At 64.4% G+C, this 18159-nt stretch carries 18 protein-coding genes and 1 pseudogene; 12 read left to right on the top strand and 7 right to left on the bottom strand.

Features of this window, described 5'->3' with window-relative positions; genetic code table 11:
* The coding region (locus VFJ08_RS15385; protein WP_324998110.1) for an L-histidine N(alpha)-methyltransferase at positions 1–628 on the top strand (628 nt) is incomplete at its 5' end.
* Between the two features lie 22 nt (positions 629–650).
* Here the strand turns inward: VFJ08_RS15385 and argF are convergent.
* The gene (gene argF / locus VFJ08_RS15390; protein ID WP_324998111.1) at positions 651–1550 is read right to left on the bottom strand and encodes an ornithine carbamoyltransferase; all 900 of its coding nucleotides are present in this window, start codon (positions 1548–1550) and stop codon (positions 651–653) included.
* A 192-nt stretch (positions 1551–1742) separates the two neighbouring features.
* Positions 1743–2351, bottom strand: a complete 609-nt coding sequence (locus tag VFJ08_RS15395) for a superoxide dismutase (RefSeq protein WP_324998112.1) — start codon at positions 2349–2351, stop codon at positions 1743–1745.
* A gap of 220 nt (positions 2352–2571) precedes the next feature.
* Here VFJ08_RS15395 and grxD point away from each other — a divergent pair, with 220 nt between their 5' ends.
* Together grxD and VFJ08_RS15405 are read left to right on the top strand one after the other, a co-directional pair.
* Entirely contained in the window at positions 2572–2913 is a 342-nt protein-coding gene (gene grxD / locus VFJ08_RS15400) for a Grx4 family monothiol glutaredoxin (RefSeq protein ID WP_324998113.1), read from the top strand.
* Positions 2914–3012: 99 nt separating this feature from the next.
* Positions 3013–3804 (top strand): competence/damage-inducible protein A, encoded by a 792-nt coding sequence (locus tag VFJ08_RS15405; protein WP_324998114.1) that lies wholly within the window; start codon positions 3013–3015, stop codon positions 3802–3804.
* Between the two features lie 67 nt (positions 3805–3871).
* On the opposite strand, the gene VFJ08_RS15410 is transcribed toward VFJ08_RS15405, so the two are convergent.
* Both VFJ08_RS15410 and ppsA read right to left on the bottom strand, forming a co-directional pair.
* Positions 3872–4687: a sulfurtransferase gene (locus tag VFJ08_RS15410; RefSeq protein ID WP_324998115.1), complete on the bottom strand. Its 816-nt coding sequence runs from the start codon at positions 4685–4687 to the stop codon at positions 3872–3874.
* A 20-nt stretch (positions 4688–4707) separates the two neighbouring features.
* Complete coding sequence (gene ppsA / locus VFJ08_RS15415) at positions 4708–7077, bottom strand: phosphoenolpyruvate synthase (RefSeq protein ID WP_324998116.1); 2370 nt, start codon at positions 7075–7077, stop codon at positions 4708–4710.
* Between the two features lie 253 nt (positions 7078–7330).
* On the opposite strand from ppsA, the gene ppsR reads away from it, so the two are divergent.
* Both ppsR and VFJ08_RS15425 read left to right on the top strand, forming a co-directional pair.
* Entirely contained in the window at positions 7331–8170 is an 840-nt protein-coding gene (gene ppsR / locus VFJ08_RS15420) for a posphoenolpyruvate synthetase regulatory kinase/phosphorylase PpsR (RefSeq protein ID WP_324998117.1), read from the top strand.
* 58 nt (positions 8171–8228) lie between these two features.
* Positions 8229–8711: a DUF1249 domain-containing protein gene (locus VFJ08_RS15425; RefSeq protein ID WP_324998118.1), complete on the top strand. Its 483-nt coding sequence runs from the start codon at positions 8229–8231 to the stop codon at positions 8709–8711.
* A gap of 38 nt (positions 8712–8749) precedes the next feature.
* On the opposite strand, the gene VFJ08_RS15430 is transcribed toward VFJ08_RS15425, so the two are convergent.
* The gene (locus VFJ08_RS15430) at positions 8750–10483 is read right to left on the bottom strand and encodes a potassium/proton antiporter (protein ID WP_324998119.1); all 1734 of its coding nucleotides are present in this window, start codon (positions 10481–10483) and stop codon (positions 8750–8752) included.
* 155 nt (positions 10484–10638) lie between these two features.
* On the opposite strand from VFJ08_RS15430, the gene VFJ08_RS15435 reads away from it, so the two are divergent.
* The 4 genes and pseudogenes from VFJ08_RS15435 (at position 10639) to VFJ08_RS15455 (ending at position 14682) form a co-directional block, all read left to right on the top strand.
* Entirely contained in the window at positions 10639–11469 is an 831-nt protein-coding gene (locus VFJ08_RS15435) for a sulfite exporter TauE/SafE family protein (protein ID WP_324998120.1), read from the top strand.
* Between the two features lie 240 nt (positions 11470–11709).
* Entirely contained in the window at positions 11710–12798 is a 1089-nt protein-coding gene (locus VFJ08_RS15440; protein WP_324998121.1) for a CgeB family protein, read from the top strand.
* Positions 12795–13882, top strand: a pseudogene (locus VFJ08_RS15450) (CgeB family protein). Before VFJ08_RS15440 ends, VFJ08_RS15450 begins: the two are co-directional and overlap by 4 nt.
* Positions 13879–14682, top strand: coding sequence for a TIGR04290 family methyltransferase (locus VFJ08_RS15455; RefSeq protein WP_324998124.1), 804 nt, complete (start codon positions 13879–13881; stop codon positions 14680–14682). Before VFJ08_RS15450 ends, VFJ08_RS15455 begins: the two are co-directional and overlap by 4 nt.
* Before the next feature lie 33 nt (positions 14683–14715).
* Here the strand turns inward: VFJ08_RS15455 and VFJ08_RS15460 are convergent, their stop codons facing one another.
* Entirely contained in the window at positions 14716–15006 is a 291-nt protein-coding gene (locus tag VFJ08_RS15460) for a hypothetical protein (protein WP_324998125.1), read from the bottom strand.
* Between the two features lie 184 nt (positions 15007–15190).
* Here VFJ08_RS15460 and VFJ08_RS15465 point away from each other — a divergent pair, with 184 nt between their 5' ends.
* Positions 15191–16198 (top strand): MDR/zinc-dependent alcohol dehydrogenase-like family protein, encoded by a 1008-nt coding sequence (locus tag VFJ08_RS15465; protein ID WP_324998126.1) that lies wholly within the window; start codon positions 15191–15193, stop codon positions 16196–16198.
* Positions 16191–17258 (top strand): Gfo/Idh/MocA family oxidoreductase, encoded by a 1068-nt coding sequence (locus tag VFJ08_RS15470; protein ID WP_324998127.1) that lies wholly within the window; start codon positions 16191–16193, stop codon positions 17256–17258. The genes VFJ08_RS15465 and VFJ08_RS15470 overlap by 8 nt, the downstream gene beginning before the upstream one ends.
* Here VFJ08_RS15470 and VFJ08_RS15475 read toward each other — a convergent pair.
* Positions 17227–17373, bottom strand: a complete 147-nt coding sequence (locus tag VFJ08_RS15475) for a hypothetical protein (RefSeq protein WP_324998128.1) — start codon at positions 17371–17373, stop codon at positions 17227–17229. The genes VFJ08_RS15470 and VFJ08_RS15475 overlap by 32 nt on opposite strands.
* 211 nt (positions 17374–17584) lie before the next feature.
* Here VFJ08_RS15475 and VFJ08_RS15480 point away from each other — a divergent pair.
* A partial coding sequence (locus VFJ08_RS15480) for an NAD-dependent epimerase/dehydratase family protein (RefSeq protein ID WP_324998129.1) occupies positions 17585–18159 on the top strand: 575 nt, incomplete at its 3' end.

The raw sequence follows: 18159 nt of genomic DNA on the forward strand, positions 1-18159 counted from the left end.
GATCATGCTCGATTCGGCCAGACAACTGATCGCGGACTACGACTGGCTGCAGGTCGAGGCGATGAGCGGCGACTACACCGCCGGGCTGGCGAACCTGCCGCTGGCCGACGACGGGGGCCGGCGCCTGTTCGTTTTCCTGGGCGGCACGATCGGCAACTTCGAGCCGGCCCAGGCCGACCGTTTTCTGGCCGAAATCGTGGCCCTGATGAACGCCGGCGATGCGCTGTTGATCGGCTTCGATCGGATCAAGGACGTGGCGGTGCTGGAAGCGGCCTACGACGACGCCGCGGGCCATACCGCGGCCTTCAATCGTAACGTGCTTAGCGTGCTCAATCGTGAACTGGACGGCGATATTCCGGTCGAGGCCTACCGGCACCGCGCGGTTTTCAATCTCGATGCCGCGCAGATCGAGATGCGGCTGGTCGCCGAACGCGGTCATCGCGTGCGCTTTCAAGCGCTCAACACGGGCTTTGATATGGCGGCGGGCGAGGAGATCCTCACCGAGATCAGCCGCAAGTTCTCGCGCGAAGGGATTACGGCGCTGCTCGAGCGCGCCGGCCTCGCCGAGAGCGCGCATTTCGAGCAGGGCGCGGGCCGGTATTCGCTGGTGCTGGCGGTGCGCTACTAACCGCGCGCGCCGCGACAATCCGCTATTCGACGTCGAGCAGCTTGAGCAGCAGGGCGGTCTGGGCATGCAAGCGGTTTTCCGCTTCGTCCCAGACCACGCTGGCCGGCCCGTCGATCACCTCGGCGCTAACTTCCTCGCCGCGATGCGCGGGCAGGCAGTGCATGAACAGCGCGTCGTCGGCGGCCCAGCTCATCAACGCGCGATTGACCTGGTAGTTGGCGAAGTCCGCGAGGCGCGTCTCGCGATCCGCCTCGTCGCCCATGCTGGCCCAGACGTCGGTGACCACGAGATTGGCGCCGTCGACGGCTTCCTGAGCCTGCTCACAGATGGTCACCGTATCGCCGGCGTCGCGCAGCATGAGCGCGTCCGGGCGGTACCCTTCGGGTGCGGCGATGCGCAGCGAAAAGCCCATCAAGCGCGCCGCGTTGATATAGGAATGGCACATGTTGTTGCCGTCGCCGACCCAGGCGACCGTCGCGCCCCGGATCGAGCCACGGTGCTCGACGTAGGTCTGCAAATCGGCCAGCAACTGGCACGGATGCAGCCGATCGGTCAGCCCGTTGATCACCGGCACGCTGGAATACGCCGCGAACTGCTCGAGCACGGCGTGCGAGTGGTTGCGGATCATGATCGCGTCACACATGCCGGACAACACGCGGGCGGTATCCGCCACCGGCTCGCCGCGGCCGATCTGGGTATCGCCGGGCGACAGAAAGATCGCGTGCCCGCCGAGACGCGTCATCGCGGCCTCGAACGATACGCGCGTGCGCGTCGATGCTTTTTCGAACACCATCGCGAGGCTTTTACCGATCAGCGGCCGGTCGGTAGGTGCCCGACGTTTGCGTTCGATGGCAGCCTCGATCAGTGCTTCGATGCCGGCGGTGCCCAGATGGTCCAGGCAGAGAAAGTGTCGCGAACTCATGGATGAGAAGGTGGCCGTCGAGAATAGGGCATCATGCCGATACGCGGGCGGGCGTGCCTTGATACTTTCGGCGGGGCGCCGGTAAGCGTGCGCTATCAATTCGCCATGAAAGTATTTGATGCCCAATTGATAACAGGCCCCGCCGCAATGCGACGGAGCCCGTAAACGAGCCGGAAAACCGGCCGTGCCGGATCAGCTCGCGGCGTCGAACTTCTTGCCGATGCCGTCCCAGTCGACGACGTTCCACCAGGCCTCGACGTATTCCGGTTTGCGGTTCTGGTATTTCAGGTAGAAGGCGTGCTCCCACACATCCAGACCCATGATCGGTTTACCGGACTCGGACACCACATCCATGATCGGGTTGTCCTGGTTCGGTGTCGGCACGATCTTGAGCCGGTCGCCGCCGGCCGGCACGAGCCAGACGAAACCCGAGCCGAACAGACCGGTCGCTTCGCCGGTGAACTTTTCTTTGAAGTCGTCGAACGAACCGAAGCTGTTGTCGATCGCCTCGGCCAGCTTGCCGCTTGGTTTGCCGCCGCCGTTCGGCGACATGGTTTCCCAGAAGATGATGTGGTTGAGATAGCCACCACCCTGGTTGCGCACGGCGGCCCCGTGCTGGCCGGCCTTGGACAGGATGGTCTCCAGGTCCTGGTCGGCGAGCGGCGTGTCGTCGATCGCCTTCTGGAACTTCGTCAGATAAGCGTTGTGATGCTTCTGATGATGAATTTCCATCGTGCGCCCGTCGATGTACGGCTCGAGCGCATCGTATTCGTAGGGCAGATCGGGCAGTTCAAAAGCCATGACGGTGTCCTTGTTATCCGGAATGAATCAACGTCACCCACTTATATAGGGATCGCGCCGTTCATTTCAAAGGCCAGGCCGATGATCCGTGTGTGCCCGCGGTCGCTGTCGGGTGGACGAGGCGCGAACGCGCCGCCCGTCCGGCGCCGCCACCCTTGATCCGAAGCCGTTTACACCCAGGTTATACTCGGTTCATGTAATCCCATATGAGGTGCGGCCAATGAGCGCGAAAGCGATGGAAGTCATCAAGCAGGAAGTGGAGAGCAATCCGATCGTGCTCTATATGAAGGGTACGCCGGACTTCCCGCAGTGCGGCTTCTCGGCCCGCAGCGCCGAGGCGATCAAGGCCTGCGGCGTGTCGTTCAAGGCGGTCAACGTGTTCGACGATGAAGAGATCTATCGTCAAGGCGTGAAGGTCTATTCCAACTGGCCCACCATCCCGCAGCTGTTCGTCAACGGCGAATTGGTCGGCGGTTCGGATATCGTCATGGATCTGTTCCAGTCGGGCGAACTCAAACCCATGCTGGAAAATGCGTCCGGCCGGAAGTCGGCCAGCGGCTGATCGGCCGCCTGCCGTGGCATTGGAACGCGCGGCGATTGTATAGCTATTGTCGGCGAACCGGCCTGCCGCCGGTATCGCCCCTCACCATGAGGCCGGCGCATGACAACCCGCGTGGACAATCCCCATGTTGGCCCCGATATCGGCCCTCATATCGGCATTTTGTTGATCGGCGACGAGTTGCTCTCGGGCAAGCGCCGTGACAAGCACATGCCGGCCGTGATCGAGATGCTGCACGAGCGCGGGCTGGAACTGTCCTGGGCGCGCCTGGTGGGCGACGACGGCGCGCTGCTCGAACGAACGCTGGTCGAGACGATGGGCAGCGCCGATATCGTGTTCAGTTTCGGTGGCATCGGCGCCACGCCCGACGACCGCACGCGCCAGTGCGCGGCGCGCGCGGCGGGCCGCGCCCTCGAGATCAATACCGAAGGGCGAGCCATTCTCGAGGACAAGTTCGGGCACGACGCGTACCCCAACCGAATTCATATGGTGGAGTGGCCGGAGGGCTCGCGCGTCATCCCCAACCCCGTCAATCGCGTACCGGGCTTCAGCCTGGGCGATCATCATTTTGTGCCGGGGTTCCCCAATATGGCCTGGCCGATGGTGGGCTGGGTGCTGGATACGCACTACGCCGATCTGCACGTCGCCGAGCGCAACGTGGAATATCTGGTGGAGGTCTTCGATACGCCGGAAAGCGCGCTCATCGGTCTCATGCAGTCGGTCATGGATGCCCACCCCGCGGTGCGTATCGCCTGCCTGCCGGCCGCCGACGGGCAACGCAAGATCGAATTCGGCGTGCGCGGCCGGCCGGCGCCGGCCGCCGAAGCCTTCGATGCGCTGGTTGCCGCCTTGAACGAATCGTCGATTTCGACCGGCGCCTGCACCTCGCGCTAGGGGCTACCGTTTCATACGGCGTAGCCGCTCACACATGCGGCTTTGCCCGGCGCGCCGCCGGGTTTGTTTAACGCCCGCTTTCGACCGGCGTGTCGTCGGCGTTGCCCCAGTCCGACCAGGCGCCGGGATAACCGCGCAGCCGGTCGTAACCGAGTGCCTTGAGCACGAGATAGGCATACGACGAGCGCACATGGGTCTGGCAGTAGGCCGTAACCGCTTTGGAGTCGTCGATATCGCGTTCGGCGAGCATGCGGCGGATTTCGGCCGGGTCGCGAAGCTGGCCGTGTTCGTTCTTGAGTTGTTGCCAGTCGAGGTTGACGGCGCCGGGGATATGTCCGCCGCGTGCGCTGCGCACATCCTCGCCCACGAACTCGGCTTCGCTGCGTACATCGAGAAAGCGTACGTCGGCGTCGCCGAGATGGGCGCTGATCCATTCGCGATCGGCCACGGCGTCGCGGTGATGCTCGATCCGGAAATCGCCGGCGCCGTGCGCCGGCTCGCCGGACGCCAAGGCCAGATTGGCCGCCTGCCAGGCGCCGAGCCCGCCGTCGAGCAGGCTGAAATTTGGGTGGCCGACCACGTCCAGCGTGTAGAGCAGGCGCGCGGCTTGCCCATCGCCGGCCCGATCGTAGGCTACGATGTGGGCGTCGTTACGCAGCCCGGCATCGGATAGCCGGGCGGCGAGCGTGTCGGGGTCGGGAATCAGGCCGCCGGTCGCGCCGCGTTCGGCCATGAAGTCGGCCATAACGACGAGCTGGGCGCCCGGAATATGCGCCTTGGCGAAATCCGCGGGTGTGTCGACGGCGACGATCTGGATATCGGCATCGTCCATCGCCGCATGCAGCGCGGCCGGTTTGACGAACAGATCAAGCTTGGCGGCCATGATGATGCGCCTCCTTATGTCTACATTTCCTGCCCGGCCAGGAACAGCCATGTGGACACCACGGTATCCGGGTTGAGGGACATGCTTTCGATCTCCTGATCCAGCAGCCAGCGCGCCAGATCCGGATAGTCGGACGGGCCCTGGCCGCAGATGCCGACGTATTTGTTGTGGCGCTTGCACGCTTCGATGGCTTTTTCGAGCATGATCTTGACCGCCGGGTCGCGCTCGTCGAACAGATGCGAGATCAATCCCGAATCGCGATCCAGGCCCAACGAGAGCTGGGTCATGTCGTTGGAGCCGATCGAGAAGCCGTCGAAATATTCCAGGAACTGGTCGGCCAGCACGGCGTTGGAGGGCAGCTCGCACATCATGATGACCTTGAGATCATCGACGCCGCGTTTTAGGCCGTGTTCGGCCAGCAGCTCGGAGACGCCCCGGGCTTCGCCCAGCGTGCGCACGAACGGAATCATGATCTGGACGTTGGTCAGGCCCATGGCGCCGCGCACGCGCTTGATGGCTTCCAGTTCCAGTTCGAAGCAAGGCCGGAAATCGTCGGCCAGATAGCGCGAGGCGCCGCGCCAGCCGATCATCGGGTTTTCTTCGTCCGGTTCGTAGGCCGCGCCGCCGATCAGATTGGCGTACTCGTTGGACTTGAAGTCCGACAGGCGCACGATCACCGGCTTGGGATGAAAAGCCGCCGCGATGGTCGAAATGCCCTCGACCAGCCGGTCGATATAGAAATTGACCGGATCGGCGTAGCCGGCGATATGCGCATCGATCGCCGCCTTGAGCTCGTCCGGCTGTTCGTCGTATTCGAGCAAGGCACGCGGATGCACGCCGATCTGGCGGTTGATGATGAATTCGAGGCGCGCCAGACCCACGCCGGCATTCGGGATCGACGCGAAATCGAACGCCCGCTCCGGGTTGCCGACGTTCATCATGATTTTGGTGCCGATGTCAGGCATCTTGTCGAGCGAGACCTCGTCGATCTTGAAATCGATCGCCCCGTCGTAGACATAGCCGGTATCGCCCTCGGCGCAGGACACGGTCACGTTCGCGCCGTCGCTGAGCTTGCCCGTGGCGTCGCCGGTGCCGACCACGGCCGGAATGCCGAGCTCACGGGCGATGATCGCCGCGTGGCAGGTGCGCCCGCCGCGGTTGGTCACGATCGCCGCGGCGCGTTTCATCACCGGCTCCCAGTCCGGATCGGTCATATCGGTGACCAGAATGTCGCCGGCCTGGACCTTGTTCATCTGGCTGATCGAAGACACGTTGCGCACCCGCCCGGCGCCCACGCGCTGGCCGATCGAGCGGCCGGTGACCAGCACGTCGTGGCCCTTGGCATCGAGACGGTAACGTTCCAGCGTGGCCGCGTTGGATTTCACCGTCTCCGGCCGCGCCTGGAGGATATAGAGTCGACCGGTCTCGCCGTCCTTACCCCACTCGATATCCATCGGACGGCCGTAGTGGTGCTCGATGGTCATGGCCTGGGCGGCCAGCGCCTCGGCATCGGCATCGGATAACGAAAAGCGCCGCTGGTCGACGCTATCGACATCGACGAATTCGGTGGTCTTGCCGTGCGCGCGGTCCTCGGTATAGACCATCTTCACGGCCTTGCCGCCCTTGACGCGCCGCAGGATCGCCGGCCGCTTCGCCGCGATATTGTCCTTGTAGACATAGTATTCGTCGGGGTTCACCGCGCCCTGGACCACGGCTTCGCCGAGCCCCCAGGAGCTGGTGATGAACACGACCTTGTCGAAACCGGATTCGGTGTCGATGGTGAACATCACGCCCGAGGCGCCGGTATCGGCGCGCACCATGCGCTGGATGCCGGCCGACAGCGCGACCTGGCTATGTTCGAACCCCTTGTGCACGCGGTACGAGATCGCGCGGTCGTTGAACAGCGAGGCGAACACGTCCTTGATTGCGAGCATGATGTTGTCCAGCCCGCGTACGTTGAGAAACGTCTCCTGTTGCCCGGCGAAGGAGGCATCCGGCAGATCCTCGGCGGTGGCCGAGGAGCGCACGGCCACGGCCATGTCGTCCTGGCCCCCGGCGAGCGTGGCGAACGATTCGCGAATCGCGGTTTCCAGCGCCGGCGGGAAGGGATGAGCGATCACCCACTCACGAATCTTGGCGCCGGTATCGGCCAAGGCGTCGACATCGTCGATATCTAGCGCATCCAGTGCTTGATTGATGCGATCGGCCAGCCCGTCGTGGGCCAGAAATTCGCGGTAGGCATCGGCCGTGGTGGCAAAACCGTCGGGCACCGACACAGCGGCGTCGGCCAAATGGCTGATCATCTCGCCCAGCGAGGCGTTCTTGCCACCCACCGATTCGACATCGTTCATCCCGAGCTGGCTGAACCAAGCGACATACGAATTATTCACGCTCGCTCTCCTCCGAAGTGAAATATGAATCAAATATTTCGCTTTCGCGGTAATGAAACCGCGAGAGCGGCCAAAAGGGAGAACTCAGGCCTCTCCCTTTGAAAAACCCATTGGAAATTCCATCGCTGAGGCACCGCGGCAAATCGCGAGGCATGACAATCTTTGCCGCCGCATTCTACACATGCGCGAATGAACCGGGCCCGAAGGCGGCGTCTGAATGGCTCCGGCGGGGCGCGTGGTCCATGATGGGATCATGAGCATGACTGCCGACACGCCGCTGCGATCGATCTTCTTTCTGTCGGATCGCACCGGTATCACCGCCGAAACCCTGGGGGCGACGCTGCTGACGCAGTTCGACGAGAGCCGCTTCAAGCAGTCGACGCTGCCGTTCATCAATTCCACCGAAAAAGCGCGCTCCGCGCTCGAGTACATCGAATACATGGGGCGTACCAGCGGACTCAAGCCGATCGTGTTCTCGACCACGGTCGCGGACGACGTTCGCGATATTCTGCGTGCCGGCGACGTGTTGTTCATGGATCTGTTCGACAGCTTCCTGCCGCCGTTGGAGGCCGAACTCGAGATTAAGTCCAGCCATCTGGAAGGCCGCGCGCACGGCATCGCCGACAAGGACGTGTACGAATCGCGGATCGAGGCCATGAATTACGCGCTGACCCACGACGACGGCGTCGGCGAGCAGGGCTACGGCGACGCGCACGTGATCCTGGTCGCGCCATCGCGCTGCGGCAAAACGCCGGTGTGCATTTATCTGGCCATGCAGCACGGCATCTATGCCGCCAACTATCCGCTGGCCGAGGACGACTTCGAGGGGCGCCGCCTGCCCGCGGCGCTGGCGCCGCACAAGAACAAGCTCTACGGGTTATGCATTGCACCCGAACGGCTGCACCAGATTCGTAGCGCCCGGCGCCGCGGCAGCCGCTATGCCGATGTCGGCCAGGTGAGCTACGAATTGCGTCAAGCCGAGCAGCTCTACAAGCGCCACGGCGTGCCCTTCGCCGATACCACCAATAAGTCGATAGAGGAGATCGCGACCCTAATCATGGAAGACAAACACCTGCGCCGGCGCTCGTTCTGATGCGCTGGCCACGCAAACCGTCAGTTGAAATGAAACCCGTCTGCCTTATAGTCGGCGCATGGTCAGAGTAAAACGAAACCACTGGCTCGCGGCGGCCGAGCCGCGCAGCTTCACCGGCCTTATGGGCCTGTACGAAAGCAATTACCGGCGCTTTGAGCGTCTGGCGCCGGAGCTCGATCTGCCATTCGAGCATGCCCGTTCGGTCGGCGCGGACGCCGTCCTGCATCTGCGGGTCATCGAGCGCTGTCGTTACACCACGACGGTCCATCTGACGTACTGGTTCGGCGAGGGCGACGACGCACGTGCCGATCCGGACCTCACGCTGCGGCTGTATCGCGACGCCCAGCTCGCCGAGGCGATCTACTGCGACGCGCGGTCGCGCTATGCCTCGCTGGCCGGTGTGCCCGATATCGACGATGCGGTACTGGACAGCCAGTGGCCGCGCAATTTGTTGCTCAACAAGTGGTTGGCTTATTGCCTGGCCCAGGGCCATAGCTTCGGCGGCGCGCACCGGCCGCGCGACAAATCGCGGCGGGCTTGAGGCCGGCCCGGTCGCGTAAGCCCCGAGGGTTTACACACCTAGCGCTCGGCCGGGCGTTCCGGCGCGATCTGCAACCCGATTTGGTCGATGGCGCCGGCTTCCAGCCGGCGCACGATCAGACGCAGCGGGCCCAATTCCACGATATCGCCCTCGACCGGGCGCCGGCGCAGTCGCTTGCGCATAAGCCGGGCCACGCTGTATTGGCGTTCCTCTTCGGCGAGATCGAGCCCGTAGAGGTCGGCGAGTTCGCCGCTGGACGCGGTACCATCGAGCGTGAAACGGCCGAAGAAGCGTCCGGGGGCGACGCCGTCGTAGCCGGCATCGCCGCGGAACAGGCGCCCCAACTCGTTGCGATGGCGCTGCGCGATCAGCAGATAAAGCTTGTCGCCGACGGTATAGACGAAGCCCCGGCGCGGAAAACGCAGCCTCGGCCCGCGGGTCACCGCAATGACGCGTAGATCGGGGTAACGTTGCAGCGCGTCGCCCGCGGCGTTCGCTAGGATCGACTCCGGCTCGATGCGAAAGGACACGATCTGGAAGCGATCGTCGCGCTCGCCTTCCAGTTCGAACGTCTCGGCGGGTTCCGGCGCCTGCGGCATCTGCAGCTTGAGCAGCCGCGCCATCGCGCCGAGCGAGGTGCCCTGGATCAGTAGCGATACCAGCACCACGGCGAAAGTGAGATCGAACAGGAACTGGCCGCCTTCGAGACCGATCATCAAGGGAAATAACGACAACACGATCGGCACTGCCCCGCGTAGGCCGACCCAGGCGATGAATCCCTGTTCCCGGCTCGGGAAATGGAACGGCAGCAGGCTGAGCCAGACCGCGGCCGGGCGCGCCACGAAGATCAGAAACAGCGCAATCAGGAATGCCGGTACCGCGTCGTTCCAGAGCTGGCTCGGATTCACCAGCAGGCCGAGCACCAGGAACATGCCGGCCTGGGCCAGCCAGGCCAGCCCGTCCATGACGCGAAAGACGTGTTCGGTGGCCTCGTTGCGCCGGTTGCCGACCACGACGCCGACCAGATAGATGCCGAGAAAGCCGCTGCCGCCGAACTGATTGATGGCGGTGAACGCCATCACGCCGCCGGAGGCGATCAGCAGGGCGTACAGGCCTTCCACGAGCGGCAGGCGCGAAGCCAGCCAGGACAGCGCATAGCCCAGAGCGACGCCGCCAATCGCGCCGATGCTGAACTGCCGAATCAATTCGCCGGCCACGCTGGCGATATCAAAGTCGTTGTTCTGATCGATGGCGACCATAAGATAAGTGACCAGAAAAATCGCCATCGGGTCGTTTGTGCCCGATTCGATCTCGAGGGTCGCGCTGACGCGCTGGTTGAGCTTGACGCCGCTGCTGCGCAACTGCGAGAACACCGCCGCTGCGTCGGTACTCGACACGATCGAACCCAGCAGCAGGCCATAGCGCCAGTCGACATCGAGCACCGCGGCGATGAAGGCGCCGGCCAGCGAGGCCGAGACCAGAACGCCCACCGTGGCCAGTGACAGCGCGGGACGGAGCGCGACGCGGAACGTCTCCAGCGATGTGCGCAGGCCGCCGTCGAGCAGGATCACGGCCAGCGCGAGGTTCGCGATAAAAAACGCCAGCGGCACGCTGTCGAACCGGATATGGCCGATGCCGTCGCTGCCGGCGAGCATGCCGCAGACCAGGAAGATCAGCAGCAGCGGGGGGCCGAAACGGGCCAGCGAACTCGCAAGCACGCTGAGAAACAGAATCAGCCCGATAAAAAACAGAATGATATTGATATCGCTCATGCAGCGGTAGCGGGTCGTTGGAGGCGGCGCGTTTGGATAAACCCTAACCGATCGCGCGTTGCAGCGGACCCGGCGCGCGGCGGCCGGCACAAGTGGTATCCAGCCGCTTAAGTTCATAATATTATATGCAAATAATTAAATGGCATATAATATTCATGAATGTGATCTTCGGCGTGCTGGTCGGTCTTGCGCTCGGCCTGACCGGCGGCGGCGGGTCGATATTCGCGCTGCCCTTGCTGATCTACGGTCTGGGCTTGGCGCCGCGCGACGCGGTCGCGATTTCGTTGATCGCGGTGGCGGCTACGGCCATGGTCGGCGCGATCGAGGGCGCGTTGCGGCGTGTCGTCGAGTGGCGTGCCGCGGCGATTTTCGCGGCCGCGGGTATATGTTTCGCGCCGCTCGGTGTCTGGCTCGGTGGCCAGGTACCCGGCGGGGTCACGGTACTGGGTTTCGCGGCCCTGATGCTGATCGTGGCGGTGAGCATGATCGTCAAAGCGCGGCGGCAGCCGGAACACGCCCGCGTGATCCGGGCGCGGGTCGCCGAACAGGCGAGTGCCGACGCCACGACGGTCTGCCGCTATAGCGGCGACGGGCGCCTGCGCCTGACCGCGCCGTGCAGCTTCGCGCTGCTCGGCGCCGGGGTGCTGGTCGGGGTGTTGTCGGGCTTTTTTGGCGTCGGCGGGGGTTTTCTCATCGTGCCGGCGCTGATGCTGGTCACGGCGATGGGCATTCATCGGGCGGTGGCGACTTCGCTGCTGGTGATCGCGCTCGTGGGCAGTTCCGGCGTGATCTCGGCCGTGGTTGCGGGGCGTCATATCGAGCCCGCAACGACAGCGCTGTTCATGATCGGTGGCATCATCGGCATGGGCGGCGGACGCGTGTTGGCGCGCTATCTCGCCGGACATGCACTGCAGTTCGTTTTCGCCGGCGGCATGATCGCGCTCGCGGTGTTCATGCTCTTCGAGCGCTTGCTGCCGGGCGTCTGAGTCACGCCGTCGTCTCGATCGCGCGAAGCGGTAATAAATCCTGGTGTACACCCTATAGCGCCCAAGGGATGGGCTGCGTACCCGGGCCTCGAGTCGCGATGCGACAGTGACGCTGTTATTCAAGAACACGAAGCTTTATGAGCGAACGCCTGCGTCTGCGTGCGCACGCGGGCCGATGCGACTCGACCGAGACAATACGCGGCGGCCACGGCGGCATGCCGGGTCCGGTTGTCTGAGACGATGCAAATCGCCTTTTTTGGTTCGAGTCTGCTTTCGGCGTGGTGGAACGGGGCGGCCACGTATTATCGCGGCCTGATCCGGGCGCTCCACGAGCGCGGCCATCGGATCACTTTCTATGAGCCGGACGCGCTGGGCCGTCAAGACAATCGCGACATGAACCCGCCGGATTGGGCGCGGGTGGTCGTCTATGCCGACGACGAGGCGGCGGCGCGCGAAATGCTCGCCGATGCGCGCCATGCCGATGTGGTGATCAAGGCCAGCGGCGTCGGCGTACACGATGCGCTGCTCGAGGCCGGGGTGCCGGATTTAAAGCGCGCGGACAATGTGGTCGCGTTTTGGGATGTCGACGCGCCGGCCACGCTCGAACGTCTGCACGACGATTCGGACGACCCGTTTCGCGCCCAGATCCCCCGTTACGATCTGGTTCTAACCTACGGCGGCGGCCCGCGCGTGGTCTCGGCCTATGAAGCCTTCGGCGCGCGGCGCTGCGTGCCGATCTACAACGCGCTCGATCCGGAGACCCATTTTCCCGAGCCGACCGCCGCCGAGTACGACGTCGATCTGGCGTTCGTCGGCAACCGATTGCCCGATCGCGAACAGCGCGTGGAGCGTTTTTTTCTGGAGGCCGTGCGGCGCTGCCCCGACCGGCGTTTTCTGATCGGCGGCAACGGCTGGCCCGAGCGCAACGGCATGCCGCCCAATGTGCGCGTGCTGGGCCATATCTATACGCGCGATCACAATGCGATCAACGCCAGCGCCACCTGTGTGCTCAATATCAGCCGCGACAGCATGGCCCGGTTCGGCTATTCGCCGGCGACGCGGGTGTTCGAGGCCGCCGGCGCCGGCGCCTGTGTCGTCACCGATGCCTGGCGCGGTGTCGAGCACTTCTTTGAGCCGGGGACCGAAATCCTGGTCGCCGAGGATGGCGCGGAAGTCGCCGACATCGTGCGCACGATCACGCCGCAACAAGCGCGGCGCATCGGCGACGCCGCGCTCGCCCGCGTACGCGCCGAACATACCTACGCACAGCGCGCGGTCGAGACCGAAACCGTGCTGCGCGAACGCATGCAACGGGAGGCGCCGGCATGAAACTGGTTATTCTCGGGTTGTCGATCACGTCCTCCTGGGGCAACGGCCATGCGACGACTTATCGCAGTTTGATGCGCGAGTTGACCGCCCAGGGTCACGACGTCCTGTTTCTCGAACGGGACGTACCCTGGTACGCGGGACACCGCGATTTGCCGAACCCGCGGTACGGGCAAACGCGCCTGTACCCCGATCTGGACACGCTGCGGCGCGACTACGCCGGTGCAATACGCGACGCCGATGCGGTGATCGTGGGCTCGTACGTGCCGGACGGGGTCGTCGTGAGCCGCTGGGTGCTCGATCGGCCGGCGGCCGGGTCGCGTTCTACGACATCGATACCCCGGTGACGCTGGAGAAGCTGGCGAACGGCGATTACGAATATCTTGAGCCCGGGCTGATGCCCGATTACGACCTTTATCTGTCGTTCACCGGCGGCCCGGTACTCGATCGGCTCGAGCGCGAATACGGGGTGGCGCGGGCCCGCGCGCTGTATTGCTCGGTGGATCCGGACCTGTATTACCCGCAGGACGTGCCCCGGCGCTGGGATCTTGGCTATCTCGGCACCTACAGCGACGACCGGCAGCCCCGGGTCCGTGAACTGCTGATGGAGCCCGCGCGGCAGGCGCCGAACCGGCGGTTCGTAGTCGCCGGCGCGCAGTATCCGTCCGCTATCCAGTGGCCAGCGAATGTGGAGACCGTCGAGCATATACCGCCGGCCGAGCACCGCGCCTTCTACGCGGCCCAGGCGTTCACGCTCAACGTCACACGCGACGCCATGATCGCCAGCGGTTATGCGCCGAGCGTGCGGCTGTTCGAGGCCGCGGCCTGCGGCGTCCCCGTCATTTCCGACTATTGGCCGGGCCTGGAGACGTTGTTCGAACCCGGGCGCGAAGTACTGATCGCGCGCGGGCGCGATCAGGTCCACGACTATCTGGCGTTGCCGGACAGCCGGCGCCGGGCGATCGGCCTGCGCGCGCGCCGCCGGGTGCTCCGGCATCACACCGCGGCCCACCGCGCGCGCGAACTGGTGCATCACCTGGACGCGGCCGCGGCCCCTGCCGATCGATTAGGGGCCGTGGTTTCATGAGCGAACTCAAAACACTGCAATCGCATGGCAATGCAGCGGATGAACGCTGCGGCGACGAATTGCGCCGGCTCGGCCCGTGGTTTCATAACTTGCATCTGCCGGACGGCACCCAAACCGCGCCGAATCATCCGCTGGGCGATTTTCCGGCTTTCAAGTGGTCGACAATCGCGCCGCACCTGCCGCAGGACCTGGAAGGCTGGCGGGTGCTGGATATCGGCTGCAACGCCGGTTTCTACAGCTTCGAACTCGCCCGTCGCGGCGCAAGCGTGCTGGCGGTGGACCACGACCCGCACTATCTGCGGCAGCTGAACTGGGCGCGCGCCCGGTACGGTCTCGATTCCAGAGTGGCCTACCGCCGGCTCGACGTCTACCAGTTGCAGACGTTGCAAGAATCGTTCGATCTGGTGCTGTTTCTCGGCGTGTTCTACCACCTGCGCTATCCCTTGCTCGGGCTGGACATCGCCGCGGCCAAGAGCCGGCACCTGTTCGTGCTGCAGAGTCTCGCGCTACCGGGCGACGATGCGCCGCCGGAGATCCGCGACCGGGGCCTGGGCGAGCTGGCCGAGGTTAGCGCCCCGGGCTGGCCGCGCATGGCGTTCGTCGAGCACGAGTTCGCCGGCGATCCCAGCAATTGGTGGATACCGGACGGCAACGCCTGCGAAGCGATGCTGCGCTCGACCGGCATGCGCATAAGCGCGCGCCCGGAGCCGGGCACCTACGTATGCGAGCGCCGTGCCGGCCAGGCCGCGTCCAGTGATAACGCCGCCGCGGCGGCGCGACAATCACGAGAGCCGCGGTGAGCGGCGCCGGGCGCATTGCATGAGCGCGTTCCATCAACGCTCGACGAACTTGCAAAAACGACTGGTGTGCCCGTCTTTTGTTTGGTTTTGATAGAGAAAAGCAAGATTCTCGTGCTCGAACTTGGCAAAAAAATCGTGCCAGTCGAGTTGCCGGAGTTCGTCCGGGGTACCGCCATGATCGGGGAATTCGATCCGCAGCACGCCGCCGTGCTCAGCGCTTCCGGCGGTGCCGCGCACGGTGGCCGGATAACCGCCGCGGTCTTCGATCCAGCGCTGGATGGTCTCGTGGTCGGTGGTGGTTCGGCTTTCGCTGTCGTCAGTCATATCGGAGTACCTGGTGTTAGAGCTTCACGCTAACACTCGAGAAATGGAAGCGGTCGCCCGGCTAGGGGTTCACCTGAGGGTATTTACAAAACGTAGCGAGCGCCGTCGCTTTGGGCACGGCCGGAGCGCGGCAAGCGCAGTAGTTTTGTAAATATCCTCGGGGATAGATCGAGGAAATGCATATATGTCCGCAGGAACAGACAATGGAGCGCGGCAGGACATGCGGGCGGCCATACTGACTTCGCCCGGATGTTTTGAAATCCGGCATGTACCGGTTCCGCGGCCCGCGGCTGGTCAGGTGCGCATCCGGGTCGAGGGATGTGGTGTGTGTGCCTCGACGCTGCCGGCGTTCGAAGGCCGCGACTGGTTCGATTATCCGCTCGCGCCGGGCGGCCTCGGACACGAAGTGTGGGGCGTGGTCGATGCCTGCGGCGCTGAGGTCAGCGGTGTCGAGCCCGGCCAACGTGTCGCGGCGCTGAGCTCCCACGGTTTTGCCGAATACGATCTGGCGGCCGGCGACGCCGTGATCGAACTGCCCGATACGCTGGCCGCGCGCGCGTTTCCCGGCGAGGCGCTCGGTTGTGTGATGAATATCTGGCGGCGCGCCGATATTCGGGCCGGGCACACGGTCGCGGTGGTCGGCGCCGGTTTTCTCGGCGCCGCTCTGATCCGGTTGGCGGTCGATGCGGGCGCCGAGGTGATCGCCGTTTCGCGGTCGGCCTGGTCGCGCGAACAGGCCGCGGCCATGGGCGCGCGGGAAATTCTGCCCCTGGATGACGGCGGCGCCGTGCAACGACGGATCGAGCAGTTGACCGGCGGCGCGGGATGCGAACGCGTGATCGAAGCCACCGGCAAGCCCGAGCCGTTGAACGTGGCCGGCGCGCTGACCGCGTTTGGCGGGCGACTGGTCATCGCGGGTTTTCATCAGGACGGCCCGCGCACGGTGGACATGCAGATGTGGAACTGGCGCGGGATCGATGTGATCAATGCCCACGAGCGCGATCCCGCGGTCGCTCTGGACGGAGTGCGCCGGGCGATTGAAGCGGTCGATCGGGGAAAACTGGACTTGGCGCGGCTGGTGACTCACGACTACCCGCTGCACGAACTCGGCGAGGCGATGCGCGCCGTGCAACAGCGCTCGCAGGGGCTGACCAAGGCGGTGATCACGATGGGAGAGTCCGACCATGCATGATATGCGGAGAACCAAACCACGGCTCGGCTTCATCGGCCTGGGCCGGATCGGCCAGAAACGCATGCAATCGGTGCTGGATAGCGACGCAGCCGAAATCGTCGCCGTCGCCGATCCGGACGGGGCTTGTCTCGCGCAGGTGCGGGCGGCGCTGCCGCGGGCCGTGGTTTGTCGCGATATCGATGCGTTACTCGAAGAGAATCTGGACGGGCTGGTGATCGCCACACCGAACGCGCTGCACGGCGCGCAGGCAATCGCGGCGCTCGAGGCGGGCGTCGCGGTGTTTTGCCAGAAGCCGTTGGCGGCCACCGCCGGGCAGGCACGGGTCATCGTCGATCATGCGCGCCGCAACGATCGGCTTCTCGGGGTGGATCTGTCCTACCGGTATCTGTACGGCATGCAACGGATCAAGCAGCTGATGAGCGAAGGCGCGCTGGGCGATGTCTACGCCTTGCAGCTCAGTTTCCACAACGCGTTCGGCCCGGACAAACCCTGGTTTTACCGGCGCGAGTCGGCCGGCGGCGGTTGCGTGCTCGATCTTGGGGTTCACTTGATCGATCTGGCGCTCTGGGTGTTCGATTATCCAGTGGTCGAGCGTGTCACCGGCCGCTGCTACGCCGGCGGCGAACTGCTGCCGGCCGACGACGGGCGCCTAAACGAGTTGCCGGTGGAGGACTATGCTTCGCTGCAACTGGTTCTCGCCAACGGCGCCACCGTGGACATCAGTTGTTCCTGGCATTTGCCGCTCGGTCGAAGCGCCGATATTCAGGCCGAATTCTACGGCACGCGCGGCGGCGCCGGCGTGCGCAACGTGGCCGGTTCGTTCTTCGATTTTCGCAGCGAACTGCATGACGGATGTACGACGCAGGTGCTCTACGAGCCCGCGCAGGAAGGCCCGTGGAGCGGCCGCGCTATCGTTGGCTGGGCGCGCCAACTCGCGGCCGACGGCCGTTTTGACGCCGCCTCCGAAGGGGTGGTCGTCGTTGCCGAAGCGATCGACGCGATTTATGCCACCCGCGATACCGCGCCGGTCATCCGGCGTTCGCCGGCGCTGGTGTCCTGAACATCTGCCGAAAATAATCGACGACCTCGGCCAGCCCCTGTTCGGGTGGGATCGCGGGCGTCCAGTCGAGCACCTGCCGGGCCTTGCCGGTATCCGGGGTGCCGTTCTGTTTCATAAATTATCCTTTGCGCCACGGTCGTTTGAAATATCACAAACTGATTCTGCATGGCGGATAAATCGTTCTTGTATACGGGTGAACCCGATGAAAGAGTAGGAAAACGAATAAGTATCGGAACGGATTGCCTGGAGCTGTGCCTTATGTCGAAAATTTTAAAATTCGACAGAGTGGATCGTTCCGACACGACGACAACCAAAGGCCAAGAGAAATGAAAGAAAGGGCTTTGATTACCGGCGGGGCCGGCTTCATCGGTGCTTATCTGGCGCGGGAACTGCTCGACCACGGCTATCGGGTCCGTGTGCTGGATAACCTGATTCCACAGGTGCACGGGGCCCGGCGGCAGCGGCCGGGTTATCTGTCGGCCGAAGTGGAACTGCGCCGTGGCGACATCCGCGATCGCGATGCGGTGACAGCCGCCCTGGACGGGGTCGACGTGGTGTTCCACTATGCGGCCGCGGTCGGCGTCGGCCAGAGCATGTACCAGATCGCGCACTACACCGAGGTCAATAATCTCGGCACGGCGGTGTTGCTGGAAGCACTGGCCGAAAATCCCGTGCGCAGGTTGGTGGTGGCCTCCAGCATGAGTCTATACGGCGAAGGACAGTATCGCTCGGTGGCCGGCGAGCCGCAGCCGGCGCGCCGAACCCGCGAGCAGCTCCACCGGCGCGAATGGGAGCCGGTGGATTCGGACGGCGAGCCGTTGATACCGATGCCCACGGCAGAGACGAAAGCGCCCGATCTGGCCTCGGTGTACGCGTTGTCGAAATTCGATCAGGAACAGTT

The sequence above is a fragment of the Salinisphaera sp. genome, from assembly GCF_035690525.1.
Taxonomy (GTDB): domain Bacteria; phylum Pseudomonadota; class Gammaproteobacteria; order Nevskiales; family Salinisphaeraceae; genus Salinisphaera.